The sequence below is a fragment of the Natrarchaeobius oligotrophus genome, assembly GCF_003841465.1.
Classification (GTDB): Archaea; Halobacteriota; Halobacteria; order Halobacteriales; family Natrialbaceae; genus Natrarchaeobius; species Natrarchaeobius oligotrophus.
On sequence record NZ_REFZ01000069.1, the window covers coordinates 1 to 26301 of the forward strand.

38 protein-coding genes are annotated in these 26301 nt (G+C 61.9%); 19 read left to right on the top strand and 19 right to left on the bottom strand.

Features of this window, described 5'->3' with window-relative positions:
• A partial coding sequence (locus tag EA472_RS23195; RefSeq protein ID WP_243637937.1) for a helix-turn-helix transcriptional regulator occupies window positions 1-250 on the bottom strand: 250 nt, incomplete at its 3' end.
• A 494-nt stretch (window positions 251-744) separates the two neighbouring features.
• Here EA472_RS23195 and EA472_RS21885 point away from each other — a divergent pair.
• Window positions 745-1041, top strand: a complete 297-nt coding sequence (locus EA472_RS21885) for a hypothetical protein (RefSeq protein ID WP_165874966.1) — start codon at window positions 745-747, stop codon at window positions 1039-1041.
• A 3-nt stretch (window positions 1042-1044) separates the two neighbouring features.
• Here EA472_RS21885 and EA472_RS21890 read toward each other — a convergent pair whose 3' ends face one another.
• The 10 genes from EA472_RS21890 to EA472_RS21930 form a co-directional block, all read right to left on the bottom strand.
• A complete protein-coding gene (locus EA472_RS21890; RefSeq protein WP_124193560.1) occupies window positions 1045-1308 on the bottom strand; it encodes a hypothetical protein in 264 nt (87 codons plus the stop codon).
• A gap of 82 nt (window positions 1309-1390) precedes the next feature.
• Window positions 1391-2434 (bottom strand): Cdc6/Cdc18 family protein, encoded by a 1044-nt coding sequence (locus tag EA472_RS21895; protein WP_124193561.1) that lies wholly within the window; start codon window positions 2432-2434, stop codon window positions 1391-1393.
• 84 nt (window positions 2435-2518) lie between these two features.
• Window positions 2519-2752: a hypothetical protein gene (locus tag EA472_RS21900; protein WP_207891208.1), complete on the bottom strand. Its 234-nt coding sequence runs from the start codon at window positions 2750-2752 to the stop codon at window positions 2519-2521.
• Window positions 2752-2949 (bottom strand): hypothetical protein, encoded by a 198-nt coding sequence (locus tag EA472_RS21905; protein WP_124193562.1) that lies wholly within the window; start codon window positions 2947-2949, stop codon window positions 2752-2754. The genes EA472_RS21900 and EA472_RS21905 overlap by 1 nt, the downstream gene beginning before the upstream one ends.
• The gene (locus tag EA472_RS21910; RefSeq protein WP_124193563.1) at window positions 2950-3186 is read right to left on the bottom strand and encodes a hypothetical protein; all 237 of its coding nucleotides are present in this window, start codon (window positions 3184-3186) and stop codon (window positions 2950-2952) included.
• On the bottom strand, window positions 3183-3329 hold the full coding sequence (locus EA472_RS22715; protein ID WP_165874967.1) for a hypothetical protein: 147 nt from the start codon (window positions 3327-3329) through the stop codon (window positions 3183-3185). The genes EA472_RS21910 and EA472_RS22715 overlap by 4 nt, the downstream gene beginning before the upstream one ends.
• Entirely contained in the window at window positions 3326-3697 is a 372-nt protein-coding gene (locus tag EA472_RS21915) for a hypothetical protein (RefSeq protein WP_124193564.1), read from the bottom strand. Before EA472_RS21915 ends, EA472_RS22715 begins: the two co-directional genes overlap by 4 nt.
• Entirely contained in the window at window positions 3697-4302 is a 606-nt protein-coding gene (locus EA472_RS21920) for a hypothetical protein (protein WP_124193565.1), read from the bottom strand. The genes EA472_RS21915 and EA472_RS21920 overlap by 1 nt, the downstream gene beginning before the upstream one ends.
• The gene (locus EA472_RS21925; RefSeq protein ID WP_124193566.1) at window positions 4303-4779 is read right to left on the bottom strand and encodes a hypothetical protein; all 477 of its coding nucleotides are present in this window, start codon (window positions 4777-4779) and stop codon (window positions 4303-4305) included.
• Window positions 4776-5075, bottom strand: a complete 300-nt coding sequence (locus tag EA472_RS21930; protein ID WP_124193567.1) for a hypothetical protein — start codon at window positions 5073-5075, stop codon at window positions 4776-4778. The genes EA472_RS21925 and EA472_RS21930 overlap by 4 nt, the downstream gene beginning before the upstream one ends.
• A gap of 267 nt (window positions 5076-5342) precedes the next feature.
• On the opposite strand from EA472_RS21930, the gene EA472_RS22835 reads away from it, so the two are divergent.
• From EA472_RS22835 to EA472_RS21975, 9 genes are all read left to right on the top strand, one after another.
• Window positions 5343-5711 (top strand): MarR family transcriptional regulator, encoded by a 369-nt coding sequence (locus EA472_RS22835; protein WP_207891209.1) that lies wholly within the window; start codon window positions 5343-5345, stop codon window positions 5709-5711.
• Window positions 5689-5985 (top strand): hypothetical protein, encoded by a 297-nt coding sequence (locus EA472_RS21940; protein WP_124193568.1) that lies wholly within the window; start codon window positions 5689-5691, stop codon window positions 5983-5985. Before EA472_RS22835 ends, EA472_RS21940 begins: the two co-directional genes overlap by 23 nt.
• Entirely contained in the window at window positions 5978-7129 is a 1152-nt protein-coding gene (locus EA472_RS21945) for a DHH family phosphoesterase (protein ID WP_124193569.1), read from the top strand. The genes EA472_RS21940 and EA472_RS21945 overlap by 8 nt, the downstream gene beginning before the upstream one ends.
• On the top strand, window positions 7122-7940 hold the full coding sequence (locus tag EA472_RS21950) for a hypothetical protein (RefSeq protein ID WP_124193570.1): 819 nt from the start codon (window positions 7122-7124) through the stop codon (window positions 7938-7940). Before EA472_RS21945 ends, EA472_RS21950 begins: the two co-directional genes overlap by 8 nt.
• Window positions 7941-8170: 230 nt before the next feature.
• Window positions 8171-8482 carry a hypothetical protein gene (locus tag EA472_RS21955; protein WP_124193571.1) on the top strand — a complete coding sequence of 104 codons (312 nt, stop codon included), beginning with the start codon at window positions 8171-8173 and terminating at the stop codon, window positions 8480-8482.
• Window positions 8479-10062 (top strand): DNA cytosine methyltransferase, encoded by a 1584-nt coding sequence (locus EA472_RS21960; RefSeq protein WP_124193572.1) that lies wholly within the window; start codon window positions 8479-8481, stop codon window positions 10060-10062. Before EA472_RS21955 ends, EA472_RS21960 begins: the two co-directional genes overlap by 4 nt.
• Window positions 10055-10639, top strand: coding sequence for a hypothetical protein (locus EA472_RS21965; RefSeq protein ID WP_124193573.1), 585 nt, complete (start codon window positions 10055-10057; stop codon window positions 10637-10639). Before EA472_RS21960 ends, EA472_RS21965 begins: the two co-directional genes overlap by 8 nt.
• Window positions 10640-10666: 27 nt before the next feature.
• A complete protein-coding gene (locus EA472_RS21970) occupies window positions 10667-10864 on the top strand; it encodes a hypothetical protein (RefSeq protein WP_124193574.1) in 198 nt (65 codons plus the stop codon).
• Window positions 10857-11426 (top strand): hypothetical protein, encoded by a 570-nt coding sequence (locus tag EA472_RS21975; protein ID WP_124193575.1) that lies wholly within the window; start codon window positions 10857-10859, stop codon window positions 11424-11426. Before EA472_RS21970 ends, EA472_RS21975 begins: the two co-directional genes overlap by 8 nt.
• Window positions 11427-11486: 60 nt before the next feature.
• On the opposite strand, the gene EA472_RS22720 is transcribed toward EA472_RS21975, so the two are convergent.
• Window positions 11487-11663: a hypothetical protein gene (locus tag EA472_RS22720; protein ID WP_165874968.1), complete on the bottom strand. Its 177-nt coding sequence runs from the start codon at window positions 11661-11663 to the stop codon at window positions 11487-11489.
• Between the two features lie 132 nt (window positions 11664-11795).
• Between EA472_RS22720 and EA472_RS21980 the strand changes: the two genes are divergently transcribed.
• Together EA472_RS21980 and EA472_RS21985 are read left to right on the top strand one after the other, a co-directional pair.
• Window positions 11796-12110, top strand: coding sequence for a hypothetical protein (locus EA472_RS21980; RefSeq protein ID WP_124193576.1), 315 nt, complete (start codon window positions 11796-11798; stop codon window positions 12108-12110).
• Window positions 12111-12112: 2 nt separating this feature from the next.
• Window positions 12113-12400: a hypothetical protein gene (locus EA472_RS21985; RefSeq protein ID WP_124193577.1), complete on the top strand. Its 288-nt coding sequence runs from the start codon at window positions 12113-12115 to the stop codon at window positions 12398-12400.
• Between the two features lie 19 nt (window positions 12401-12419).
• On the opposite strand, the gene EA472_RS21990 is transcribed toward EA472_RS21985, so the two are convergent.
• On the bottom strand, window positions 12420-12758 hold the full coding sequence (locus EA472_RS21990) for a hypothetical protein (RefSeq protein WP_124193578.1): 339 nt from the start codon (window positions 12756-12758) through the stop codon (window positions 12420-12422).
• A gap of 182 nt (window positions 12759-12940) precedes the next feature.
• On the opposite strand from EA472_RS21990, the gene EA472_RS21995 reads away from it, so the two are divergent.
• The 5 genes from EA472_RS21995 (at window position 12941) to EA472_RS22725 (ending at window position 15717) form a co-directional block, all read left to right on the top strand.
• Window positions 12941-13816 carry a ParA family protein gene (locus EA472_RS21995; RefSeq protein WP_124193579.1) on the top strand — a complete coding sequence of 292 codons (876 nt, stop codon included), beginning with the start codon at window positions 12941-12943 and terminating at the stop codon, window positions 13814-13816.
• Complete coding sequence (locus tag EA472_RS22000; protein ID WP_124193580.1) at window positions 13813-14250, top strand: hypothetical protein; 438 nt, start codon at window positions 13813-13815, stop codon at window positions 14248-14250. The genes EA472_RS21995 and EA472_RS22000 overlap by 4 nt, the downstream gene beginning before the upstream one ends.
• A 129-nt stretch (window positions 14251-14379) precedes the next feature.
• A complete protein-coding gene (locus EA472_RS22005; RefSeq protein WP_124193581.1) occupies window positions 14380-14601 on the top strand; it encodes a hypothetical protein in 222 nt (73 codons plus the stop codon).
• 2 nt (window positions 14602-14603) lie between these two features.
• Window positions 14604-15191 carry a hypothetical protein gene (locus EA472_RS22010; RefSeq protein WP_124193582.1) on the top strand — a complete coding sequence of 196 codons (588 nt, stop codon included), beginning with the start codon at window positions 14604-14606 and terminating at the stop codon, window positions 15189-15191.
• A 349-nt stretch (window positions 15192-15540) separates the two neighbouring features.
• The gene (locus EA472_RS22725; protein WP_165874969.1) at window positions 15541-15717 is read left to right on the top strand and encodes a hypothetical protein; all 177 of its coding nucleotides are present in this window, start codon (window positions 15541-15543) and stop codon (window positions 15715-15717) included.
• A 58-nt stretch (window positions 15718-15775) separates the two neighbouring features.
• On the opposite strand, the gene EA472_RS22015 is transcribed toward EA472_RS22725, so the two are convergent.
• The gene (locus EA472_RS22015) at window positions 15776-19423 is read right to left on the bottom strand and encodes a fibronectin type III domain-containing protein (protein ID WP_124193583.1); all 3648 of its coding nucleotides are present in this window, start codon (window positions 19421-19423) and stop codon (window positions 15776-15778) included.
• A 143-nt stretch (window positions 19424-19566) separates the two neighbouring features.
• On the opposite strand from EA472_RS22015, the gene EA472_RS22020 reads away from it, so the two are divergent.
• Complete coding sequence (locus EA472_RS22020) at window positions 19567-20097, top strand: GNAT family N-acetyltransferase (RefSeq protein WP_124193584.1); 531 nt, start codon at window positions 19567-19569, stop codon at window positions 20095-20097.
• A gap of 44 nt (window positions 20098-20141) precedes the next feature.
• On the opposite strand, the gene EA472_RS22025 is transcribed toward EA472_RS22020, so the two are convergent.
• The 4 genes from EA472_RS22025 to EA472_RS22045 all read right to left on the bottom strand — a co-directional run bounded on the left by EA472_RS22025 (window position 20142) and on the right by EA472_RS22045 (window position 24362).
• Entirely contained in the window at window positions 20142-21578 is a 1437-nt protein-coding gene (locus EA472_RS22025) for a hypothetical protein (RefSeq protein WP_124193585.1), read from the bottom strand.
• The gene (locus EA472_RS22030) at window positions 21571-22389 is read right to left on the bottom strand and encodes a CARDB domain-containing protein (protein WP_165874965.1); all 819 of its coding nucleotides are present in this window, start codon (window positions 22387-22389) and stop codon (window positions 21571-21573) included. The genes EA472_RS22025 and EA472_RS22030 overlap by 8 nt, the downstream gene beginning before the upstream one ends.
• Window positions 22390-22454: 65 nt before the next feature.
• Window positions 22455-23687, bottom strand: a complete 1233-nt coding sequence (locus tag EA472_RS22040) for a hypothetical protein (RefSeq protein WP_124193587.1) — start codon at window positions 23685-23687, stop codon at window positions 22455-22457.
• A 6-nt stretch (window positions 23688-23693) separates the two neighbouring features.
• Window positions 23694-24362, bottom strand: a complete 669-nt coding sequence (locus EA472_RS22045) for a hypothetical protein (RefSeq protein WP_124193588.1) — start codon at window positions 24360-24362, stop codon at window positions 23694-23696.
• 71 nt (window positions 24363-24433) lie between these two features.
• Here EA472_RS22045 and EA472_RS22050 point away from each other — a divergent pair, with 71 nt between their 5' ends.
• Window positions 24434-25069 (top strand): rhomboid family intramembrane serine protease, encoded by a 636-nt coding sequence (locus tag EA472_RS22050; RefSeq protein WP_124193589.1) that lies wholly within the window; start codon window positions 24434-24436, stop codon window positions 25067-25069.
• Window positions 25070-25071: 2 nt separating this feature from the next.
• On the opposite strand, the gene EA472_RS22055 is transcribed toward EA472_RS22050, so the two are convergent.
• Complete coding sequence (locus EA472_RS22055; protein WP_124193590.1) at window positions 25072-26229, bottom strand: hypothetical protein; 1158 nt, start codon at window positions 26227-26229, stop codon at window positions 25072-25074.
• Between the last annotated feature and the right edge of the window lie 72 nt (window positions 26230-26301).

The window sequence follows — 26301 nt, forward strand, 5'->3', positions numbered from 1 at the left end:
CGCGTCGACCCGTCTCGGTCAGTGCGTAGTTGTTCGTCCGGCGGTCGCGCTCGCTCTTCTCGACGACGCCCTTCTCGACCAGCTGATCGAGGTTCGGATACAGTCGCCCATGCGTTTGCTCTTCGCCGTAGTACTCCTCGACGACCTCTCTGATCCCGATCCCGTGGCGGTCCTGCCGAGCGAGCGTCGCCAAACACCGAAGCTGAAACTTCGTCAAGTCGCTCGCGACCGCCCGAATCTCTTCGTCCACTCCGCCATCGGTAAGTAAAACGGACTGTTCAGCGTCTGTGGCGGTAGCGACGGAGCTTTCAGGGTTCGTGTCCGTACTGTGCAACTGACGAGGCCCGCATCCTGACCGAATCCTCGTCGCGTCGGCCGCGTCCTCGCGCGGCGGCGTGTTCTGTGACCCTGCTCCGCGAGTGTCATCTCGGCCACTGGGGTGGCCGGCTGTCCTGCTCTCTTTGGGGTAATCTCTTTTACCCCCCTTGTGCTTGTTATTCATGACTTCTGATACGCCCGGGTAGGCGTGAGGAAGTCAACCTCGGGGTGCGCCCACACCCCGAACACGTGCATGTTCTGGCGAGGCTGACTTCCTACATGTAGTGATTAATTCGATCACCTAATACTTTTCCCACCACTAACGGGATCAGAACCCGTCTGTAACGGGATGTTTATCGGTTAGTAGCGTGAACGTATCATCATACCGGAGTCCATATGAGTGGTACACGCCGAGTTAACCGCGAGATGAGGAAGCCGGCGGAGTGGATGCGCTCGCCAGCCGATGACCGTATCCTCGAGTTGATGCAAGACGAGGGCAACATGACTCCTCGAGCGTTGTCGCGCGAAGGGGATGTTCCTCGAATCGACATCAGTCGCGACTACGCTGGCGATCGGTGTCGCGAACTTACCCGGTACGGTCTGCTTGAGCGACTGGATCGTGGCCTCTACCGTCTCACAGACAAGGGCGAGGCCTATCTGGAGGGCGGCCTGGACGTAAACGATCTCGATCCGCTCGATGCCGACACCGATTCCTCGGAGTGACATCTACCGTAGCTCCCCGCGCACGAGCTCCATTGCGTCGTTGATCCACTGTGGCAGCGGCCGCGTCGGCGGGTCGCGATCGACGCACTCGCCGTCGGCGAACTCGAGGACCCACTCGTCGGGCCCGTACTCGATACTCACTGTTCGCCGATCGCCGTCGGCCTCGATCTCGATGGTAGCGCGGCGTGGGGCCTCCGATGGCACGTCAGCCCCGAGGTCAGTCGCAAGGTCGATCTCGTGTCGCTGTCTGTCTGCCGTTGTCGACATGACATCCTGACTTTCACGGGATGTAACCAAAAGCGACGCTCCCGGCTTTCCGGAATTTCCGCGTTGATCCCTGATACCGCTGTTAGTGCCCGCCTACAGCACTGTCGGCTTCGAAATCCACGTTTCCGGGTTGGAACCGCTTTGCCTTTCCGTTGCCGCGACTCTCGACGACGTCATAGTGCTCAAGTTTCCGCATATAGCTGCGCAGCGTTCGCTCGACGCGTGGTTCGTCAACGCGATCCCGATACTCGTCGTAGAGTTCCCCCGGAGAGATCACGCCCTTCTCGCAGATGATCTCGTAGAGGACGGTCTGGTCGTCGTTTAGTCGATCGACTGACCGATCATGGATCGCTTCCCGCGCATTCGGGATCGCACGCTGAATGTGGCGCGGCTCGATCGAGCGCGCAGAATCGTCGCCGTCTGCGTTCTGGCCGGCCTCGCGAAGCGCCGCGATCGCGACGCGTGCATCGCCGTCGGCTGCCGAAGCGATTCGTTCGAGCAGCTTTTGCCCGATCACGCGCCGGCCAAACGCACGATTTGCGCGCTCCTCGAGGACGTCGGCCAGCTGTGTTGCATCGTATTTCTCCAGCGTCAACACCGGGCCGGCACTGATCCGGCTGCGAATGTGATCCGGAACGGTTGCCCAGAGGTCTTCTTCGGTGTGGGCGATCAGGACGAGCTGAATATCGGGACAGGTATGCAGATCACGCAAGACGTCTGTTTCCGCGATCTGATCGGCTTCGTCCAGGACGACGTGACGATACTGTCCAGGCAACTGGCGTAGCTGCCGGAGGACGTCGTCGACCGACATCGTGTCCCGATGGACTGGCGTCTCGAGGACGTCCTTCCCGATCGCGTAGATGATCTCGGAGCGTGTGTAGTCCGTCCAACAGTCGACGTACGCCGTCCGTGCGCCAGTCTGTTCCTGGATGAGCTGCAACGAGAGGCGAGCCAGCATCGTCTTCCCGACACCTGTCGGGCCGGTGATGAACAGATTCCGTGTCGGGTCTTGGCGCGCCGAGAGCCGGTACTCCTCGAGGATGGACTCGAGATCGTCGCGACGGTGGACGACCAGCTCCCGGTCCGGAACACGCTCGTCGTTCAGGACGTCGCTGTCCACAATCATACATAACCGATGTGACCCATCAAATGATAAAACCGACGGGCGGATTTCCGGAATTTCCGTGTTCGGATTCTCACCGCAAAAGAGTCAGTCGGCGTTGAACCGGTCGCGCCAGAAGTCCGTCTTCGCCCACCGCTGGGCGCAGTCCGGATCGTGCGGGATTTCGTCAATGTTCAATGCGCGCTTCTCGCAGCCACAGCACTGGATCATCCCGGTCGGCTCGCCGATCTTGAAGCCGTCGTCCCAGACGGGCGTCTCGCTGCGGACGACCTGGTACTCCGTGTCGGGCGCGAGCGCGTCTTTCGAGCTCTGGCTCTGCATCAGCGCACCCCCAGGACGATTTTGAGTCGGCGAATCGTGAACGAGTAGTCGCCCAGGTGCCGGAGAACGGTCCCGCCCGTCGTGTCCGCCTTCGGCCCGATCACGAGCTCGAGTTCGCCGTTGCCCGTGACGTCCGCGAGCCGGACGAGCGGCAGCTTCTCGATCACGGCGGCGACGAGGCCTCCGAGCAGCCCCATTTAGATCGCCTCCGCGACCAGGTGGTCGCCCTGTCGCTGAACGCTTGCGATGCCACAATCGTTCTCGCCGAGTGCTCGCAGGACCTCCGGCGGGACGCGGTCGACCGACGGCAACAGCACGATCTCGAGGACGCAGTGAGTCGCGTCGGTCCGGTTGATCGTCCGGGCGTCGCGGACGATCGGGTGCGAGCGGACGGCCTCCGTCGCGGCGCCGACGTTCGCAGTCTGGACGCTCATTGTCGTTCCCTCCGGACGACGTCGAGACAGCCAGGACACGTCACGACCGGGCAGTTGTGTGGGTTCACCGGATCGTCGGCGGACGTCCGGATCAGCTCCGAGTCGCAGTCGTCGCACCGTTCCTCGAGCGTCTCGTCGGTCACGCCGACCACCTCGGTTCACCGGAAACGTGCTGTCCGAGCTGCTCGTCGACGTCGTCGCGATCGACCCACGACGGGATCGGGCGGGCTCCGATCTCGAACTGACACCGGCGGATATGCTTACAGGGGCGCTGTCGGTAGCGATGGTCGTCGCAAAGGCAGCGTGCATCGTCCGGCGCCGCGAGGTCGACGATGTACTCGCGGCCCGACGCGGTCGTCACCTCGAAGAGGCCGTCGGCGTCGCGAACCATTCCGACCGAATCCATGACCGTCATCGGCGTCGTCAGCGCTCGCGCGTCGACCTCGTCGATCACTTCGACTTCGACCTCGGCGTCGTCCGCGTCCGCGTCGGTAGATTCGACGGCGGACATTACTCGCTCACCTCCTCGAGCAGCGCCTCAGTGTAGCTCTCGAGGCCCTCACGACTGCCGTGCTTGACGGCGAGTTCTGCGAGATGGGCACCGGGCCCCCACAGCGACGTCGATTTCAGATCGCGCGCGAAGTCTGCGACGAGATCGTCGACGTCGTGGCCGATGTTGTTCGCGACGCGACTCCAGAAGCGTTGGTTCGGCGCGTCGAACGACTCCAGGTCGCCGTCGAACTCGACGATCGCCTCTCCGACGCCGAAGAACGCCTGGACGTGGCCGTCGACCTGGACGTCCCACGCGTCGAGCTGATCGTCGCCGATCACGTACCGGGCGCCGTCCGGCTCGACCTCGAGCAGCGTTCCAATCGCCTCGTTCTCCGGGAAGCGTTTGTTCCGGAGCGCCCAGAACTCGCCGAACTCCTCGAGCGTCTCGATTCGGTGGGTGATCTCGAGATCGACCTCTGCGCGCTCGGTGACTTCGCCGCGATCACGAACGACCGTGGCCGGGCCGGACGCTTCGGCGATGAACGCACGCGGAAGGGGCGTTGCCTGCTCGCCCTCGAGCGCAGCCACGACGTCGTTGTCGTCGGCTTCGATCTCTGCCGACATCTATTCGTCACCTCCGTTCTCGTCTCCGCGACCATGCAACCGCTCCTCGAGCGTCAGCGCCGACCGCGGGTAGGGGTAGCGCTTGCAGTCGGCGAGGTCCTTGTCGGTTCGATTCGCGAAGACGACCTCGTACACACGCTCGTCGGGATCGCACTCGTTGTACTCTGCGACCGTTTCGTCGATCCTCTCGACGAAGTACTCGCCAGCGGTCCGATCGGAACAACACATTACGACCGTCGTCGCGTCGCGGCCGTCCGGAACGACGTAGTCACCGACGTCGAGTGGCTCGAGATCTTCGCCATCCTCAGTGACGTCTTCGCCGCCGTCGGCGACCAGGATCTCCGAGCCGTCGGTCCCCTCAACGTGTTCGGGCCCGGCAACGGCACGAGCCTCCGCGAGCCTGCGCATCTCGCGAGCGCCTTCGCGCTCTTGCTGCTCAGCGCGTCGGCAGACGTGGTCCATGTCGCGGTACATCATTGTGGCTGCCCTCCGTCGGTCGCGACCGCTTCACTACCGATCGGTCCGATGTACCGCCGGCGTCGGGCCCCGCAGTTGGGGCAGGCACACTGGCCGTCGTGATCGTACTCCGTCTCGCAGGCTGTACACTCGACGCGCCGCGTCTCGGCGTCGTCGCTTTCGTTGTCCTCACTGTTCTCGTCTTCGTCGTCGAAGTGATCCGACGGAACGCCGTGGCGCTTCTCGAGCGAGCAGTCGGTACAGATCCGTCGGTTTGGACCCGTGGGACGGCTGCACTTGCGGCATCGGCGCGTCATTTGTCAGTCACTCGGATTTCCGAAACGGTTTCGTCGGTTCGCGTTTGAGCTATCATTGGTCTGTGATCAGACCGAGGTCGGGTGTTGATGGCACCCGGCCGGGATTTTCCCGACCACCCTCGATCTCTACTCCATAGTCTATTCTCTATCCTATTAAATGTTTCCAATAGCTTTAGAAAAGTCTCTACTAACAACTATCCGATAGACTATTGTAGAAGTAGTTGTAATAACACCCATGGTGATGTAATGAGTATCGCTCACCAACCGATGAACGAAGATTACGATCCGACGCCGAACGAAGACGATGTAATCGAGGCACTGCACGAAGGTCGCGTGACGCCGAAGCTGTTGAAAGAACGGACCGATCTGAATGACCAACAGATCAACTACGCGCTAAACCAGCTGATCGCAGCTGGCTGGGTTCGGAAAGTCACGACTGGGCTCTACGAACTCAAAGATGACCCTCGAGAGCATGTCGGCGATGCTGATGAGGTTCTACAGCGTGTGGTTGAGGAGCTCGAAAATATCGAAGCCGCCTTCGAGCGCGGCGATCCCGACGCAGCCCGCGACGCACTCGAGCGGGCGCAAGAAGCGATTTCAGACGGTGATCCAAATGACGACACAGACCAATCCTGACGACGAAACGACCACGAAAACGTTCGATCTGTTTCTCGTGATCGACTGGAAGAACGACAGCGTCCGCCATCGAAAGACTGAGCCGGACGACCTCGCACCGACACAGCTGGCGATCCCTGTCTCGATCGACGTCAACGTCCCCGAAGTGACGGTCCCGACGATCGAGGCCGCGATCGACGTGCCGGCCGCGAGCGTCGAACAGTCGGTCGTCCAGGAGACGCGAGAGCTAGCTGACGACCGCGGGCTACTCGAGGGGGCTGATACGGATGATTGACGACGAACTCCTCTCACGCGAGCAACTCGGAACCGGCGAGTGGGCAGTCACGCCCAAACCCGAGCACCTGGTGCCGGACTCGATCGCCCGTGAGCGCGATCGCACCCAGTTCCGGAGCCAGCTCGCCGACGAGCCGGTCGGCGTGATCGTCACGCACACGGACGCGGACGGCCTCGGGAGTGCGGCACTCCTTGTCGATCACCTCCAGCGGGCGTTCGACGCGGCCCGCGAGGAGATCGTCGTCCAACCGATCGACTACGACGGCGCGTATCGATTCGAACACGTCGTCGAGGACCTCCAGGACGCCGGCGTGATCGAGACACCGATCTACATCAGCGACTTCAACCTGGACGAACTCGACACGCTCGCCGGCCTCGAGACGCTCGCCGCCGACCAGGGCTGCCCGATCACCTGGTTCGATCACCACCAGTGGAGCGACGACCATCTCGACGCGCTCGAGGACGCGGGCGTCGTCATCGAGATCGACGACGACGAGTGTGCGACGTCGCTGATCGCTCGCGAACTCGGCCCGTTCGACGACCGTATCCGAGAGCTTGCGGAGTGTACGAAGGATATCGACCTGTGGATTCGCGACGACCCGCGCTCGGAGTTTCTGAACGTGTATGCGTCCATGGTCGAGACGCCGTGGCAGTACATCAGCGTCGTCCTCGAGCACGGCCCCGACCTGCCCGACGGCATCCAGGCCGAAATCGACGAGCGTCTCGAGCGCGATCGCGAGCTCGAACAGATCGCAGTCGAGAACCGGTCGCCGACGCGAACGATCGAGGGGTACGACGTCGTCTGTACGTACTCCCGCGGCGGCCGCTCGAGCACGATCGGGAACGAACTCGTCGAAGAGCATCCGTCGGATTACGACGTCGCGATCGTGATGAAAACTCACGGCGGAATCGGCATCTACAGCCACTCCGACCGGACGGGCTTCGTGCGCTGTCACGAAGTCGCGGAGTGGCTCGGCGGCGGTGGCCACCCGACCGCAGCGGGATGTTCGGCGCCGGTGCAGACGTTCCGCGAGCTCGCAGATTACTGGAAAACACGGGGTGCGAGCGTTCGCGAGGAGGTGATCGACGCCGTCCATCACGTCGCATCGAGCGAGCGGCTCGCAGGGGTGAGCAGCGATGAGTGAGACCGAGCAACAGACGATCGTCGAGGGCGAGTCCTACGTCGCGACGATGGCAGTTGACGATCTCGAGGAGCTGGTCGACGCGATCAGGCCGATCGAGAGCGTCGTCTATCTCGACTTCGATCACGACCATCTCGAGGTTCGGGCTCGGGATTTCGTGAACGTCTACGCGACGCGCGTCCGCAAGCCGATCGACGCGCCCCACGCAACGGTCGCCACGGTCAAGAGTACCGAACTGATCGAAGCCGTCGATGCGATCCGCTGGGCCGATGACGACGTCCGACTCGAGCTCGACGACGATCTCTGGATCTTCGATGGCGACGAGAACCGCCGCACGTTCCAGGAGGTCGAGCGCGAACCTACGGACGGCGTTCGCGACCGGCCGGAGTTCGACGATCTCCTCGAGTGGGTCGAGTGGAACGTCCGTGCCACGTGTGATGCGTGGCAGTTCGCCGGCGCAGTTCGAACGGTCGCTGAGCCAGCATCAGTAGCTGTCCGGGTCAGCGCGGAGGACTTCGGGGTTCGCGTTGAAGGCGACGGTCGAGAGTTCGACGACGAGGCCGGAGAAATGGCCCAGATCTGGCCGTACTTCGACCGGTTCGATGCCGACGTCGAAACCGCGTGTGCGGATGCAGACGACGCAACGTGTGTCGTATCCGAGGACTACGCCCGAACGGTGGCCGATGCGGTTCCGGTCTCTGGGGACTCGAGAATCGAGATTCGGTTCGGGCACGACCAGCCGCTTTATGTTGAGTCGGAGTCCGGCGTGGAGGTCGTGATCGCGCCGCGGATCACAGGTGATGACGATGAGTGACAGCGGTAACTGTGCGAGCGGTACTGAGCGCGAAACTGCCGAAGCAGCAGTAAATCTCTACCAATCTCTCGTCGTAATAACAGAGAGCGATAGGCTCACAGATCAGACCAAAGCGGACATCCTCGAAAAACGAGCGGAGGAGTTACGATGAAAGTAGCGCACATTTGTCCAGTGACGGGTGAGAGCTATATAGTGTCGGGTAGTGTGCGCGACGACGGGGGTGAGTGGTGATGTTCTGGCGAACCCGCTACCACCTCGCCAGGCTGGTCGCCTACGCGATCTGCGAGCCGAAACTCCGACTCGGCAAACGTCGCCACGACAACCACTGCGATCGTTGTGGCGATCACTGCGGGAGATACGCGGCCCACAAGCTGGATTTCCCGCTCGAGGACGACGAGATCGAGGATCCAGACGCGACGTCGAAGTGGGAGAAGCTACGGGCGATGTGGGACGCTGAGTACGTTCGTGTCTGCCTCGAGTGTAGCGTCGAACTCGAATCAGATTCTGAGAACTCGAGCGGAAACGGAGGGGGTTCGCGATGAGCGCGGCCGCGGCAGAGACCGTAACGGTCGTCGACCTCTTTGCCGGAGCTGGTGGCTTCTCGACCGGCGCCGCGGATGCCGTCGGCGATCTCCGGGAGGATCCAGATGTTGACGTCCGCCTGATCGCGGTCAACCACGACGAGGACGCGATCGCGACGCACGAAGCGAACCACTCGTGGGCCGACCACTACCACGCGAAGGTCGAGGAACTCCACCCACCGGATGTCGTCGAGCCGGGATCGGTCGACCTGTTGATCGCTGGGCCGATGTGCACACACTTCAGCAACGCTCGAGGCGGCCAGCCTGTTGACGAACAGATGCGCGCCTCGCCGTGGCACGTCCTCCACTGGATTCAGTTGCTCCAGCCGACGAACATCATCATCGAGAACGTCCGCGAACTCCGCTCGTGGGGGCCGCTCGACGAGGATGGAGAGCCGACGAAGGACGGATCAATCTTCGAGCAGTGGGTCGCCACGCTCCAGGCGCTCGGCTATACGATCAACCAGGACGACGGCGGCGAGTTCGGTGTGATCCTCCGAGCAGCGGACTACGGTGATCCGACGACTCGAGAGCGGTTGTTCGTGATGGGAAGTCGGACGCGCCGTCCAACTATTCCCGAGCCCACGCACTCGGACGACCCGACGGATGAGCTCGCGGACTGGCGACCAGCGGCGGACGTGATCGACTGGAGTGACCCCGGGACGTCCATTTGGACGCGGTCGCGGCCGCTGTCGAACAACACGATGAAACGGATCGCAGAGGGCATCCGCCAGCACTGCGACCCACGGCTCGACCCCTTCGCCGACGCGATCGCGGAGTTCGGAACCCGTCGGGACATCGAAGAGCACGGCAAAGACGTCAGGCTCACGGCCGAGCTCCAGGACGATGTCGTCGACGTCGCCAACCTCGAGACCGCACTCGAGGAGCGCGACGAGCCGTTCCTCGTCACCGGCGAGATCGAGACGGCACTGTCGGTCCCGATGGTGATGGGCCAACACACCCACGCGAAGGCAAAGCGAGCTGACTCGGCGCCGGTGCCGACGCTCACCAAACGGGGGGTGATCCATCATATCAATGCCGACGCGTTCGTCCTGCCGCGAAACATGCCCCAGCGCGACATCTACAGCAACCCGACGTACGATCCGGATGACCGGCCGTTCCACACTGTCACGGCGAAGAACCACGACGGGCACCTCATCTCACCGTTCCTCGTCGAGTACTACGGCAACTCGACATCGGCATCGATCGACGAGCCACTGCCGACGGTGACGACGAAGGCACGCCACGCGTTGATCGTTCCGGAGTGCTACCCGTGGGGGCTCGACCTGCGCTACCGGCTCCTCGAGCCGCCGGAGACCAAGCAGGCACAGGGCTTCTCGGCCGACTACGAAATCGTCGCCGAGACGAAGAAATCCAGGCGCAAGCAAATCGGCAACGCCGTCCCGGTCAACCTCGCGGCGGCGCTGTGTCGGCACGTACTGACCACCGAGATGCCGAGCCTTACGACCTACGGTGCCGGCATCCAACCCACCGACGTTGACGTCCCGGCCTACGAGGAGGTGGCTGCGACCGATGACTGATACGAAGTACTCCGTTCCCGACGGCCATTGGGACGACGATCCCGAACCGGAGCCGGAGCTCGAGCGCACCCGCGTCAGCGATCACGAGATCGACGTCATCTTCGTCACGGATCCGGGTGCGGACATGGGCTACGGTCGCGAGAAGTACACGGCGACGATTCGCTACGACGACGAGACTGGCGAGCCGTACGTCCTCTTCGCCGTCGAACACCGCTGGAAGGGAAACTACTGGCGTGACGTCACCGATTGGGACTGGCGCGACGTTCCCGAGCCCGTCCGCCGGCAGATCGCCGCCGTCCTCCCGGTCGACTCGCCCGACGATCTGGACGATGGCGTCCGCGTGATCGGCGAAGGCGGCGAGTGCCGGTGGGAAAAGTACCACAAGCCACGGATGGAAGCGACGAGCGGCGAGGAGATGTGGGCCGGTAGCTCGCTTCGGGATGCGGTTCGGTCGCTCGAGTCCGCGGCCGAGCAGCTGGCCGAGACTGGCACCGAGACCGGCGACCGGATCGAGGAGTTGATCGACGACGTCCGGGACGTCCACGGCGATCTCGGCGGCGAAGGGGACGAGAGCTAAAGGCACGCGAACCAGTTACTGAAAACGATGTCTGAATACACTTGCCCCTCACCAGATCCGTGCCCGTTCACGACCGACGAGATTACCGAACTCACCGAACACATCAACTCGGAGCACGGTGGAGAGTTCGCTCGCGAGGACTGGCCAGACACGCCGGCGGGCCGAGCGGCGCGATCGCCGGCCGAACCAGAGTCCGACGAACCAGAGGACGATCCCGATGCATAAGTTCACGCTCACAACGACAGAGGACCTTGAGGACGCCGAGCTCGTATATCGTTTAGACCTTCCGGAGGGCCACCATCCGGCGTTCGAGATCATCGTCGACTCGCGCGTCGTTGAGGACGTCGCCGAGGACGCATTACGACGTGGTCAACACTGGCGCTATGTCCCGATCGGTGAACTCGACGCCGGCGAGCACACGGTTGCGTTCACCAGCTCCGATGTCGTCCCGTTATCGCTCACTATCGCCGCTCGAGGCGAACACGATCCACTCTCCGACCTCGAGCGCCTCAAACAGCTGGCTCGCGAGCGCTGGGGCGACGAATGGGCGATCGAGCAACGTCACTGGGCAGACGGTACGACGACCGAGCACGCCTACCACGTCGAGCCGTCCGACGAACCGGACGTCCGCATTCGAGAGCGGCTGTTCATCGGAGCCGACGGCGAACCCTACCACGATAAGGTCCGCGTCCGCCACGAACAGATCCTCGAGGTCATCGAACGTGACGACCCGCCCGACGAGATCGCGTCGGCGTATATCCGCGAAGACGAGAGGCAGAACAAATGACTCGAGGCAGGCAACCAGCGCCGGCTCGCCACCGAAAAAATTTCGGTGGTTCACCGACGATTAGGCTTCACGGACGAACTGGCGGTGGTGCTCGTTGCAAAGCGTATCCACCGTCTTCGTCCCGCCATCGTCGTCGGGCACAACGAACGTGCCGGACCAGAATCGGTCACGAATGTACGGGTTGTAGACCTTGCCACAGTACCCGCACGTCGTTTCCGATTCGTCGTTTCCTGACATTGTTCTGTTCTCCGTAGGATTCCACCTCGTTGGCTTCCTCCTACACTACCGTGTACACACGCATTTGTAATAAGTGTTGCGTACTTCTATACCCAAACACTTATTACAGTTGCGTACTATTGTACTACTGTGATGGCACAGAACAACGCCACCGACGACCGAACCGACAACCAGAAAATCAAGATGGCGAAGTGGTTCTCAGAGGAACGCGCCGAATACGAGGACGCGGATGGGTTCACGATCGTCTACGAGGATGACGAGTGCGTTATCATCGCAGACCACTCCGGTCACGAGATCAACGAGTGGGCGAGTCGCTTCGACGCCGATCGCGAAGAACTCCGTAGTACGTTTCGGGCGCTTGCCGACCAGAAGATGGGCGAGAAGGATGCTCACGAGGCGTTTAGCTACTCTGACCCCGTCGTCTTCGACAAATTCGAGGACAGCTGATCATGCTCTCGGTCGAAGAAGAAATCGAGATGCTCACCGAAGCCGGACTGTTGACCGAGCGCCAGGCGGAGGCGTTCGTGTATCGCGAAGTCGAAGCCGTCCCTCGAGAGGCTGCTGCTGAAGAGATGGGGATTACGGCATCGACGCTCGACGACTATCGGAGCGATGCAGTCGAGAAGGTGAAGAAGGCCCGGGCGACGGTTACCGCAGTCGAGACGATCCGGTTTCAGGCCGATCGCGACGATGACGTCGGCCGTGACGATCGGCCACGTAGGACTGGAACCTGGTAGCCAGTCAGATCACGATCGACTATTCCTTTGCGGCATCCAAATTCGCGAGCGCAAGCTCTACGCGCTCGCGGAGGTACTCGACGTCGTCGGGATCGGCGCGCTCGAGCAACGCCTCCACGAGCTTCGGAATCTCTTCACGGCCGACGAGGACCGATCGCGGGTACATCGGATCGTCGCCGAACTCGGAGATCTCCACCGGGCCCACCTTGCCCTCGAGGTAGCCGACCCAGAGTCCTGGATGCGGGTACCTCATCTCGTCGTCCGGCCCATCCTGCCGAATGGAATGCTGGCCGCGGATCCGGACGCCATCCGTGTCGGTAAACTGCAACTCTTTCTTGACGGTCGTTGTGTGTGACATATCCGTGGCGTGGTAGTATCGGCACTAAATAGTCAGCCACGAGTACACTGAAAGTGAAAGTAGGAAATCTAAGATTCTGATCTAAGATTCTAAGATAATTGTCGCAGGTAAGTCACTAAGCTATCATACGCAGATAACGTGTCTGACAAAGTTACTTAGCGGAGTGATGTATCAACGTAACCATGCTCTCGTACACGGTCTACAGCGAAGCCGGCGGCGTCGGGAAGACGTCGCTATCCGCGAATCTGGCAGTGGCGCACGCTCGAGCCGGGCTGGACGTACTGGTCGTCCCACTCGACCCACAGGACGGGAGTCTGAGTCGACTGCTCGGCGTCGACGACGATCGCGCCGACGGCAGCGCCGACAACCTGGTCCGGCACATGGTCAACTCGCCTCGAGGCCAGTTCGACGACCTCATCCGAACTGCCGAAGGCGTCGACGTCGTCCCGGAGCACAACATGCTGGCCGATCTTGCCACGCACCTCCGTCGGGAACAACAGAAGGCACAGGATCTGGGCGACGCCTACAACATCCACGCCCAACTCCAGCGCGTTCTCCAGGCGGCCGACGTCGCCGGCGACTACGACGTCCTGATCTGCGACCCGCCGGCGACCGAGGGGAACCACCTGTATAACGCGATCTACGCGACGCGAAATCTCGTTATCCCGGTCGAGCCGTCCGCAAAAGGAGAGGCATCGGTCGAAGGTCTCGAGGAGCTCGCGACGAACTTCGCCGACCAGCTGAACATCGAGGTCGGCGTCCTGGTCGCGGTCCCGAACCGATACAGCGATACGCGTGATCAGCGCGAAACGGTCGACCGGATCGGCTTCCCGACACCGGAGATCATCGGCGAGCGGGCGTCGATGCTCGAAGGCTGTTGGAAACAGCAGTGCTCGGCGTTCACGTACGTGCGCGAGCACCGGTCCCGGACGCGGGATCACGAACTCGAGACGCTGGCCCAGTTCGACCGCCTCGCACGCCATCTCGAGGCCGAAGCCGGGATCGACGCCCCGGAACCACCGGAACCGGGCGCACTCGAGCGGGAGGTGGATGCATGACCGGCTTCAAGAGCGGTGCGAGCGGCGACGATCCGTTCGGTACCGGCGGTGACGACCAGAACGACGATCGCGATCGCGGCGACGACCCCGATCCGATCGGGACGACACCAGCGCTCGAGGATGACGTCGACACCGACGACGGTGGGAGTGGCTCGAGTTCTCCGTCGGAACAGAGTAGCGAGTCGACGGCTGCCGGCGGTCTCCCGTGGATCTACGACCGCGACGGAATCACCGACGGCCGCGCGAAGACGGTCCAGTTGCACCTGCAACAGACGTCGCTCGACCGCGAGCGATCCGTTCGAAGCGATATCGAAGCAGAGTTCGGCGAGTCAGTCAAGAAGGCGGACCTTCGCGAGGCCGCGCTTCTCGTTGGCCTCGAGCACTCCGACGACGTCGCCGACCAGCTCCGCGAGTGGGGTTACGACTTCAGTTAGTGGTAGACTTGGGAATCAAACCGATCACGTAACGGGCGGGACTGAACGTTCATCGCATGGCGTCTTGCAACCAGATGCTTGCAAAGACTTAAGTGGTTGCAACCGTATAGTTGCAAGTGTAGAAGAACAATGGTTGCCCCAGCCAAGACACGAGACGGCGACATTCACTGCTCGAACTGCCTGCAAAGTATGGTCGGCGGCGAAATCGAGGCCGAACTCGTCAAGGATAATGGCGATGTGCGTGCGTACAGCCTCGAGTGCCCTGACTGCGGTGCGACGGGCAGCTACATCAACAAACTCGGCTTCAACCCTGACGAAGCAATCGACGAGCCGTTCACGAAGGACTGGTGATCATGTCGGATATTACCATCACGGCCAAAAGACGGCCGTCCGAGGACGCAACCGATTGGGAGCGTGCGATGGCGCTGGCCGAGGACCTCTCCCGTTCGAAGCACATTGGCGATCGACAGGCCAAGGTTTACGCCGCGATCGAGGTCGGCATCGCCCGCGACGAGATTTGCGAACGGCTGGATATGAGCGAGTCGAACAGCTACCAGACCTATTACGACGCCGAGGACAACGTCGCCCACGCCGAGCACATCGCCACCATGCTCGAGGACCATCCGGCGCTGAATCCGCCGAAAACGGTCTCCGACGTCAGTATGAGCGAGTTCGACCCGGCTCGCGACAGATTCGACTCCGATACACGTCACGGGCCGGACAAGGATCTGACTGGCGAGCAATACGCCGACGGCAGTGATCAACTCGTCACGGTCAGGCAGTCACTCGTCGAGGACTCAGACGGAATTGCGGGCTATCTCATCAATCGAGTGAACCTCTCAACTGGGGAGTTGGATCGGCGAGCACTCTCAGCAGCACGGCTCGACGAACTCATCGAAGAGGGGGCACTGTCAGAAGCTACTGCATCCCTCAACGACTGAGGTAATTCTGCCCACTCCACACGGGAAGCGATCGGTCCGGGTGTGGGGTTTAGCAGAGGATTTATATAGCGGTCTGCGGTTCATCATGATTCTCAACGGACCTTGCTCGCGCATGTAACGCCAACGTGTTTTGGTGACGCCGTTACCCGCTCGAGCGGGCTACGAACGGGTGCGGAGAAGTCATCTGCAGGCACGGTCACCCCCACACCCTGCTTTCCATAACCACCAGCCACCCTTTTGTGCCGACTGAAACCGCCAGACAGCGGCGGCTTCGTCCACTTGGTCAAAGTTTTATTTAACAGAGTGATAGTGCGTCCGTTTAAATCAAAAGGCGGCACCAACGCCAGCGATGTCCGAACACGACGACGACCTGTTGGTCGCACTGGCACTGACCGAGTTCTCCGTCCACTACGACGACGCAGACCGCGGCCTCTCGAGTCGGGCATGGCAGTTGGCCGCTGATCAACTCGTAGAGTATGACGTCGACGCTCGAGATCTCGTCGACGAGCTCGAACTCGGAGAGTGATGCCTCTGTCTAATCGCAACCACAGTTTGCAAGAAGGACAGACCGCGAAAAGGAGAGACTACAGCTGACCGGCGACCGCGTCGATGCGCGTCCGCAGCTCGTCGACGGCCTCGCGAACCGACCGCCGACTTCCCAACCGAAGACTGGCCTGGCCGGCTTCCTGGTCGATCTCGCGGACGCGGACGGGGACGTCGAACGGCAACTCCTCGTCAGAGAGCGCCTCGACGAGCGACCAGCGGGGATCGGCGTCGTCGATCACGGCGGTCGCCTCCTCGAGGGGCTCCTGGAGCTCGAGTGCCAGCCCGAACGCGAGCAACTCGGCCTCGCGCTCTGTCGTCGCGTCCGCGATGTTGACCTTGCGCGTCGCCGGATCGTCGACGCCGGGAATCTCGTACTCGCCGCGGATCTTGTAGCGGTAGTCGATCGCGTACTCGGCGTCGTCGTCCATCGAGCCGCCCTCGAGCAGCCGGATCGCCCCCTCCTGCCAGACCATCTCGTAGTCGACGTTGCGCTCGAAGACCTCGTCGGGGTCGTCCGGGTCGTAGACGCGCTCGGAGTTGCGCCGGATGTAGGTCTCGTCGAGTCCGGTCAGGAAGCCGTAGCCGGTGACGCTGAACAGTTCGCCCTCGACGTTTCGAGAGTCGCCCTCGACGATGATGTGCTGGTAGGCGCTTTCGGTTGTGCGCTCGGCCTCCCAGTCGATCAGATCCGGCTGACGGTCGCTTTCGCGCTGGCCGGGCTGGGTCCACTCGACGACCGTCCCGCCCTCGCCGTCCGGCCGAACCTCCCAGACGAAGTCGCCGGCGTCGGCCTTCCGGTTGAGGATCGAGACGCCGTCCTCGTCAGCCGAGAAGTCCAGCAACACGGGGATGTCCTGGAGCGTCGCAAGCACCTCGATCGCATCGAGGACCTGCGAGACGTCGCCGAACGTCCCGGACTCCGTGCCGTCGCTATCGTAGCGCGAGAGCGTCACGCGTAACTGGATCGACTGCCCGGCCTCGGCGAACTCCGCGACCTCGAGGACGTCCGTGTTCGTCGCTTCGACCCAGTCGTGTTGCGAGCTGTTGCGGACCGCAAGGGCCTGGTCGCCCGACGTGTCGTCGATGTCGATCTCCGCGCGAGCGCCGACGACCTGCTCGATCGAGGAGACCGGGTCAAAGAGGACGTCGTAACTCTCGGGATACTGCTCCCAGCCTTCGACGACGCCGTCCTCGGGTTCGGTATCACTCGTCGAGTAGCTAAACCGGTCATCTCGGATGTGCGCCCAGTCGAGATAGATATCGTCCCCGCCGCCGGTGTTCGTGATCTGGAACTGCAGGTTGTTATCCGGGCCGACGTCGTCGACGGAGACCTGGAACGTCCGCAGGTCGTACTGATCGTCGGTCCCCGACAAGATTCCGGGGTCGATGTCCTCGAGCGTCGTCCCTTCGTACTCGATCTCGATGCCCGGCGAATCGCCAGGGATCGCGAACACGAACTCGCACGTCACGCTGGGGATCTCGTATTCGGGCGAAAACGAAAACGTCCGCTCGTCGTTGCCGCCCAGTTGGACCGCCTCGCCGCCGGACCACCGTCCCTCTTCGTCGATGTTGATCGAGCCGTCGCCATCGGCGTCTTCGGCTTCGGTAAACCACGCCGATTGCAGCATCTCGACCTCGCCGAGAACCGAGAGTTCGAGCGGATCCGTGTCGCCGAACGGCCACTCGGCGAGCGCGTCCTCCATCTCCGACTCGGTCTCGGCGTCCTGCATCAACACGTCGCCGCGAGTATCGGAGTCCGGCTCGTCGACGTTCGCTGTGTAGCCCACGACGTTCTCGATGAACTCTTCGGCGGCGACGTGAGCGTCTTCCTCGACGTACTCGACGTCGCGGTAGTAGTCGTCAAGCGCAGTACCGCCGACGCCCTCGAGGACGGAGTGGCCGGGTTCTCGGGAGACGCCGCGCAGTTCGTCGATCGGCAACTCGACGCCGTCCTTCCAGACGCGCATCGGGGCGTCCTCGAGTGCCTCCGAGCGCCACTTTTCGTCTCGCGGGACGGGGATCTCGACGCGCGGCAGGCCGTTGACGACCGGGATCCACTCAACCTCGTCGAGGATCTGTGGCTTGAGCGTCCGGCCGGACGGATGGTCGATCTCGACGTGCCACCCGATCGACGGGACAGAGCGCTGCTCGAGGCCGATGCTGTCGGTTTCAAACGTGACGACTTCGCTATCGGCGTGAACGTACTGCGTGACGGCACGGACCATCACGGCGTACTCCCGCTCCGGATGCAGATCCGCGTTCGCTGCCTCTTCGGCGTCGTCTGCGACAGTCGTGACGATCCGACCGACGTCGTCACCGTAGTCGTAGTCCGTTCGGCCGAGCCATACCTGATACGACCCGTCAAAAACTGATTCGTCGATCCACGAAAACGTCGCGCTCGTTTCGTCGACGTCGATCGCCTCGAGATCCGAGGCGCTGAACAGTGCCGTAATCTCGTCGGCAGTGTGCCACGCGCCCGTTGCGTCCACTGTCTCGGAGCGCACACGGACGTCGTACTGCTCGCCGTCGAGAACGGACTCGATCACGTGCTCCAGTGGGTCCGCGTCGTACGGGACGGTCGTCTCGTCGTCCCACTCGGTCTCGATCGATCGGCGCCACTCGAGTCGCCACTCACCGTGGTTCAGCGTCGGCGTGATCTCTTCGACAGCCAGCTCCTCGGGCTCCGATCCATCCAGGACGAACCCCTCGACGTCCGGGAGCGGCGTCGTCCCGCTCTCCGGATCGGACGGCGCGATCGATCCGTCGGCGTTGACCGCAACGACGATCTCGAACTCGCGTCCGTTGTTGACGCCCTCGAGCGTGTGGCTGGTCGTGTTGGCCGACAACGTCTTGACGAGCTCGTAATCGTCGCGAAACTCGTCGCCGTCGGTCGTCGGATACCGGATCCAGATCTCGACGTCTTCGTTCCCGTCGAGATCGCTGTCGTCGTACGTCCACTCGAGGTCGACCGTGGTCGCGTCCACGACTGAGAGGTCGTCGATCGTCGGCACCCACGACGCTCGCGGGGCGATCGCCTCTGTGATCTCGATTTCGCCCTCGTCAACGGGGCTGCCGCCGTCCTCGCTGTCGTGTACGGTGACTCTACTATCCAGGACTTCCACGCCGCCGGCGTCGCCGGGATCGCCGTTATCGCCACCCAGACCACTATCTCCACCGTCGCCGCCGAAGCCGGTCCCGTCGGCGTCTTCGCCGTCGTCGCCTGTCGTGTACTCGTCGTCCTCGTCACCACCGGAGCCACCGTCGCCACCGCGGCCGCCGCCACCACCACCGCCGCCGTAAACCCAGTTTGCTGCGATGTGGCCGCCACCACCTCCCGCCCCGCCGCCGTCGACGATCGCGAGCAGTGTCCCGTCCCCGACGATCGCGGTTGCGCCCGCACCGTCACCACCGTCACCGGCGAAACTCGCTCCTTCGCCACCGAGACCGCCGTCGTAGTAGCCCCACGGCCGGCCGGCGGGGTACAACTCGAGCGTGTCGAGATCGGATACGTCGATTTCGAGGGCGAGCAAACCACCCGGGCCACCAGGACCACCGTCGCCGCCGTCGTCACCGTCCTCGCCGTCTTCGCCGGCGGCACCGCGGAGCTCCGCCCAGGCGGTGTCGTAGGCACTGACGTCGACCGTTTGTGATGCGCCGGTGTACTCGTACGTCTGTGTTATTGGCATTGGTTCACTGAAAATCGGGTGTCCTTCTACCGCCGCTCGAGTCGCGCTGAACCTCTCAGAAATCAGACCATCGATCGCTGGCCGCGTACACTACTCGTCAGTCGTTACCGTATTTTATGTAGCTTGGATTTCTGCTACCTTGTATGCTGGCAAAAAGATCACCGTTGAAAAGATACGAATTGTATGAATCATCTATTTCCAATATTGTTGAGTCCAGTCCTGGGCTTTCTATACCCGATTCTGTGGAAATATCATCATTAACACCGGACCACTTTGATAAAATAGACAATGTGAGGCCCGGGTATTCGGATACTGCGAAGCACTATTTATCGACTGGTCATGAGGGATTTTGCATTTGGAATGACGGTCAAATTGCTGCTTTGGCCTGGATGTACTATAATGAATCAGATAGTGTGAAGCGTACAGGATACTTTTCTTTGAAACCCAACCATGCATGGTTTCACGCCGATTGGACAGTTCCAAGATTTCGCGGTGAAGGAATGCACAAGTATCTGATTAGACACCGAGCATTTGAACTTTCTACTCGCGGGAATAATATTATTGTCGAATCGAACATCGCCAGTGATAACACCCCCTCGAAAAAGAATTACCAAAAATTTGGATTCGATGTGTCCGGTCAGTTGTTACTCCTGAGATTTGGATCAGAGAGGTAGTATAGTTTTAAGATCCGTTAACATTGGCGAAATGTTATTTCTAACTACGTTTCAGCGTTACCAACGTCTTCGTCTGGAGTCCCATCGAACATCGATTCGACGCGTTTCGTCGTGTTCAGGCCAGCAACAGCCACATCACTTGCGTCGGTCACGTCGAACATCGTCGAATTTGTCGGTGTGGATCCTGCGTTGTAGCCCTGGTTGCCGACCATCGTGGCCATTCCCCGTTCAATTGTCACGCCGGTAGCATCTTCTGGGATGCCTTGGAACATACATCCGTGGATGCGGTTGAACCACGTGTCTGCGAAGATTATGTCATCAACATCGTCGAAACCCGAGAACGTGCAGCCTGATACAGATAGACCGCCTGTCGACCCAGACGAAACGTGAACAGCGTTAGATATGTCACCGCCGCTGAAGTCTGTTCCACGGATATGCACGTCGACATCATTACAATAAAGGATAGATTCATAATCTCCAACCGGCTCAACCGATGAATTCACAAGCCACAGCTTACCGCTATTTGATTCGATGGCCCTCGACCCAACCGATGCTTCCGAGCCAGTGTGTCGGAATCGGAATTTGGAGATCCAGAGATAGTCGTTGGTCTCGTTGTAGATCGCCTGATCGCCCTCTCTCATGTAACAGTCGGTGATCCAGTGCCGATTGTCATCGAGATGTAGGTTCGTCGCTCCAATGTTGTCCTCCCACCAGCACTGAGCGAACCAACTACCGTGTGAGGCGACATAGACGCAAGTGTCGTGATGTAACTGGTTGAACCCCATGTTGAAGAATAGAATGTCCCCGTTTTGATCGAAGATAACGGCAGGTTCTGTGCCAGACCGATATTCTACGGGATCAGAAGTCCGCCCGTCGTCTCCGTCAAACGCCAAGTGCCGCACCGAAATAAACCGACTGTCGTCGTGGCCATCGCCATCCTGGAGATGCTCGAAGAACGTTCCAGGAAGATCCTCGTGTGCCGTCAGAGTGGTTCCGACACCAGCGTCCCAACTGTGCTGCTGGCCGACCAAAGAAATAGGCTTTGTGAGGGTGGCCTTCGACTCAAAGACGAACGAACCGACGCCAAACTCAATAACGCCGCCAGCTTGCGTACAGCTATCATTTATCTGATTAAGTACTTCTGCCACGTCATCGCTCGAATAGCGTCGTTGTTCCGTGTCGTACCCAAGAGCGACGTATTCGTCTCCGTCATCAAATACGTAGTACTGGTTTTGTCTCGATTTGTTCTGTACTTCTTCTGTACTTACCGCGTCGCTATCTATCGAGTTCGCGAGAAGTTCGTCGACGTCGAGGCCGGGAATCTCCTCGTCTCCGGTGAGGATCGCCTCGAGTTTCCGGTTGACATGGTCGTCGATGACCTGTCCCCACACGTCTCGGAACTCTTCGGGGTCTTCTGCTTCGCTCAGGAGAGGGAACTCTACTTCGTCGGTCGTCGGTGGGTCTGGGTAGTTTTCACTCATGGTTGTCGTCTGTGTTGGATTCGCTGTCGTTGTCGGTATTGGTCAGTCGTGAGTACGCGTACAGGCCAGCGCCGCCGGCAGCGACCGTCGCAACCGGCCCGAAGCCGGGAGTGTCGTCGGCCGGCTCGTCGGTAGTCGCGTCGTCCGTCTCGACGTCGTCGGTCGCGTCCTCGAGCTCCTCTTCCTGGTCGTCGTCGCGATCGTCGTCTTCGTCTCCATCGGCCTCGCCGTCGTCCGGGTCGATCGGCTCGCCGCTGATCGTGACCGAGCCGACGCTCGAGGACGAGAGCGTTTCGCTGTCAACGGTGATCTCGTACTCGTCCGGCTCGGCGAAGACGTGCGTAAGCTCGATCTCGCGGGTTGCGCCCCGCGGGGCCGTGACGTCGATCGTCTCGATGACGTCGCCGTTGGCGCGGATGTCGACCGATTCGTCGGCACGTGCCGAGCCGCCGTTCTCGAGCGTGAATGAAATCTCGACTTCGTCGCCAGTCTCGGCGTCGGACGGCTCGACGCTGGTGCCGAGAAACGGCATCTGGAGGTTCGGCACAGCGCTGCCTCCGCCCCCACCGCCGCCACCACCGCCTCCGCCTCCGCCGTTGCCGCCGTTTCCGTTGCCGCCATTACCGCCATTATCGCCGTTCTCACCGTTCTCGCCGTTCGTGAGGGCTGGATCGTACCACACGCCCTCGCCCCAGAGGCCGTCGCCCCACAGACCAGGTGTCTCCGGCGCTACGGTCGATGCGTGGGCCGGCTGCACTGAGAGCGCAAGCGCACCCGTTGAGGCCAGCATCGACCGTCGTGTCAGTCGCATATCAGCCGATTAGTTGGATATAATATAACAGTTGGGCCACTGGTGGCGGTCGATCCGGCCGGCGGTCATCGCTGGACGTCATTTCTCGAGACGAGCGTCTTCCGAGCGCCGGCGTCGACGACCGACTCTGACGCGATCGGCTCGAGCCACTCCTCGAGATCCTCGGGGATCGGTCCCTGCTGGCCGTCCGGCAGATCGAACAGGATCTCGTCGTGGCCCGCAGCGAGGATCGCGTTCAGTGCAAAGAGGTCGCCGTCAACGTCGAACGTGAGCTGAACCTCGTCGCGGACCATCCCGATGCGGGTGACGTCGACGTCGTAGAGGTCGACATCCCCGGGTTGCGAGAGGGAGACGTCGGTCCACGCACCCTGGGTACCGCCCCAGAGTTCGTCTCCCCAGAGGCCGTCGCCCCAGAGGCCGCTTCCCGGTTGTGGGGCTGCGGCGTCTGGATCCCAGCGTTCGGCCTCGAGCGTGCCGTCGTCTTCGTCGAGTCGCAGCCGAATCAGGCCGTTGTCCAGGACGATCTCGCCCTCCGGGTCGTGACCGGTCGCGAAAACGCTCTCCCAGACGCGGACGCGCCCCTCCTCGTTCTCGAGGTATTTGTCGGCGACGCCGAGCGTGTCGTAGACCTTGCAGTCGTACGGCCCGGCGTCGTCCGCGTAGTCGACGTCGTACAGGAGGACCGGGTCCTCGCCGTCGACGGCGTCGGCTCCCTCCTCGAGGTCGAACAGCGCGATCTCGCCGAACTCGCTCTCGACGGTCTCGACCGGCTCGGCGCTGTCGCGATCGCCAGTCTCGATGTCGAACCACTGCGTCTTCCGGGCACTGCCGGGGATCCCCATCAGCGCCTGGCCGTACTCGTTGCCGAACTCGTGCTCGAGATCGAGCGGCGGATAGGACGGCTTGAGCGCTCGGAAGAAGTCGTGGCGGGTGCCCTTCTTCTTGAGACCGAGGCTCCAGACGTAGACGCCGCGGGAATTTCCTTGTGCCGGCTCGATTGTGGCGCTCTCTATCTCGTAGTAGGCTGATTCTGCGTATCTGCCGTTGCGACGGAACAGTGGGAGCGATTCGAGCGACGAATCCGCGAGCTCCTCGAGTTCTTCGGCGTGTAGCTGGGCCTGCCACTGTGGGATGCCCTGGAACTGGCCCTCGAGTTGCAGGTCCGGCACTTCGCTCGAGAGTTGCTCGACGACGCCGCTGCCCTCGAGGACGCTGGCCTCTGCGAGTTGCGAACCGAGCGTGTCGCTCTCGTCAGTCTGTGACGCTTCTCGCAGTGGGAGTTTGTATAAGAGCTTCATCACAAATCACCAGTCCGGTGTGTAGTCTGCGACGGCCTCGATCACGTCGTCGATCGCGTCCTGAACGCCGTCGAGTGCGTCCTCCATGTTCGGGACCGTCGCCGTCCGCACCATCTCGAGCGTGACCTCGATCTCCGCGTGACTTTCCTTCGAGATCGTGTGCTCCAGGATTGCGACCGGGATCGGGTCGCCGAAGACGCCGGGCTCGTCCGAATAGGAGCCGTCGGTATGCTCGCGGATGTGGAGTCGGGTCTGCCCCTGAGAGTCGCTTCTCGTTTCGTTCAGCCAGTGCCGGAGAACGTCGACCTGGGCGTCGAGATCCCCTCGAGCAGCGTCGTACTGGTTCGACTCGTAGCCGCTGGCTGATCCGTCACCCCACTGTGTAGTCTCCTCTGCGCCCCGGGTTGCCGAAACCGTGATTTGGTCAGTGCCAGCGCCGCCATCGATATGGTAGCCTTCGCGGCGATTGAAGTCGTGATCGAGCGCGTCCTCGGGGACGAGGTCGCCCGCGATCTCCGCGATCGTCGTGACGTATTGGCCGCGCTCAGCCATCACATAATTTCTTGACAATGCGTCTGTCGTCTCGAGATCAGTCTGGAGATGGAACTCGGCGTCGTCCTCAGCATCCGGGAGTGCATCGATCTCGAGGACGACTCGATCGGAAAGCCCCGTCACGGAACCTCACCTCGAGGGAGAAAGTCAAAGTGACCAAACAGTTTTGTCGGCCTGTCCTCGAATATCTGAGTATGGGCCTTCGGTCGAAGTCTGAACCGGCCGCGATTACGAAAAGTCCCGCGGACGAAACGTGGGGCGAAGCGCTGGGCAGGAACCCAGTGGTCCAGACGCTCGTCATCATGATGGGCGTCAGCATCGTGGGATGGGCTGCGACCGGCGGGCAGGGCGTTCCGGATGGGTTTGCGCTGTCGATGCCGATCGACGAGCCCTGGTGGTCGCTGATCACCGCGACCTACGGACACCTGGACACGGCGCACTTTCTCTCGAACGCGACCGTGATCGTGATCGCCGGCGGCCTGATCGCGTTGTCGACGTCCGCGATTCGTTTCCACGTGTTCTTCATCGCGACCGGCGTGCTGGCAGCCATCGGCCAGGTCTATCTTGCTGACGTCTTCGGGACGAGCGTCGCCGTGATCGGCACGAGCGGCAGTGCGTTCGCCCTGGCCGGCTACGTAATCGGGTCCGTTTCGACCGGCTCCGAGTCGACGCGAACGGCCGCAGTCGGCCCGCTCACGATCGTACTGTTGCTGATCGCGGGCGGCGCGACGATCTGGTTCTCGCCGCAGGGAACAGCGTTCGGATCCCACTTTATCGGCATCCTCCTCGGACTGGTCGCCGGCCGGCTCCATCTGCTGCGCGTGAAGTGAGATCATGTGATTTGGTCCTCGAGATCGTCGATGCGGTCGTTGACGTCGTCGAGTTCGTCCTCGAGCTCGTCGTACGCACTATCGAGTTCGCTCTCGATCGCGTCGAGGGCGCTGCTCACGTCGCGTATCTCGTCAACGATCACCTCGGTATCGAACGACTGGTCGACGTTGATCTGTTCGATCGTCGGGGCCTGTGGCGTCGTCTGTTCGGCCGTGACGCCGACGTCAGTCGAGCCGCTCTGATCGGGTTCCGATCGTTCCTGCCCAGTCTGCCCTCTGTCGACTGGGTCCATGAACGGAACCGTGTCCCGAAGTCGGTCCTCGACGCCTCGGTCGAACTCTCGAAGTCCCTCACCAACTCCAAAGACGTCGAGGCCTTCGCCGACCTCCCGGATTGGTTCGAAAACGCCCGGTCCATCACCGTCCTCGTCAACGGCGACGTCGCCAGTGCCCTCGCCGACACTCACCGAGACGTTGACGCCGATCGGATCGACGTCTTCGACTTCGAGCGGCAACGGGCCCTCGTCGATCGCGAACGGGCTGGGGTCATCGACTGCGTAAGGGCTGTCCGGGTGGTCGACGTCGTACGGGTCCTCTGGATGGTCGACGGGCAGAGATTCGACGTCTTCAACCTCGAGTGGGAGTGCGTCCTCGTCGATGTAGAGGGGGCTGGGATCGTCGACTGCGTAGGGTTCGTCCGGGTGGTCGACGGCGATCGGCGTCCAGTCGGGTTCTTCGACACTGATGCTCCCGCCTGCGATTGCGTTACCGACCGCCGATCCGATGAGCGATCCGAGCCCCGCACCGATCCCGCTAGCTGCCCCGCCCGCGAGGCCGCCGCCGGCGCCGCCGACACCGCCGAGAATGTCGCCGACGAGACTGCCGCCGTCACCCCCGATATCGCCGTCCCAACTCTCGAGAATCTCGAGGATGTCCTCCAGGTTGGCGTGGTTGTCACGGTTCCAGCGATGTTCCCGGCGGGCGCGACGCTGTGCACGTCCGCCGCGGCCACCGCCAGCAGCTTGTGCCGACATCGTCCCGCCATCGGTCATTCCGACCGGTGTCGCCCCGATCTCCGACTCGATCTGTTGCCGGGCGTTGCGGAGTGACCGATCGTCGATCTCGATATCGAGAGCAGCCGTTGCAGAAAAGTCACTCATGGAAATCCTCTCGAATCGGCGCGATCAGCAAGCAGTTCGAGGTAGTCGGCGGGCGTCTCGAGGACAGCCTCG